This window comes from Shewanella sp. SR44-4, from assembly GCF_014163715.1.
Classification (GTDB): domain Bacteria; phylum Pseudomonadota; class Gammaproteobacteria; order Enterobacterales; family Shewanellaceae; genus Shewanella.
In genome coordinates this window covers 1-203 of sequence record NZ_JACJDU010000207.1, presented here as the reverse complement: position 1 = coordinate 203, position 203 = coordinate 1, and the positions used below count along the sequence as shown (strand labels likewise).

The 203-nt window shown below is 55.7% G+C and carries 1 protein-coding gene; it reads left to right on the top strand.

What is annotated here, in order from left to right; genetic code table 11:
- On the top strand, positions 1-203 hold a 203-nt coding region (locus H5125_RS22520), incomplete at both ends, for a hypothetical protein (RefSeq protein WP_182745530.1).

Here is a 203-nt window from a genome sequence, read left to right as displayed (position 1 = left end):
GTGACCGCGACCGTGACTCTCGCGACTGGCACTGAAGTTGGCGACACCTTGATTGTCACTGACGGCAACGGCAACACCCTATTTAACGGCCCTGTCACTCAAGACATGCTCGACAACGGCTTTGATGTTGAAGTGCCTGTCACTGCTGGCGCCACCGATGTTGATGTGACCGCGCAAGTGATTGATATCGCCGGTAACCCATC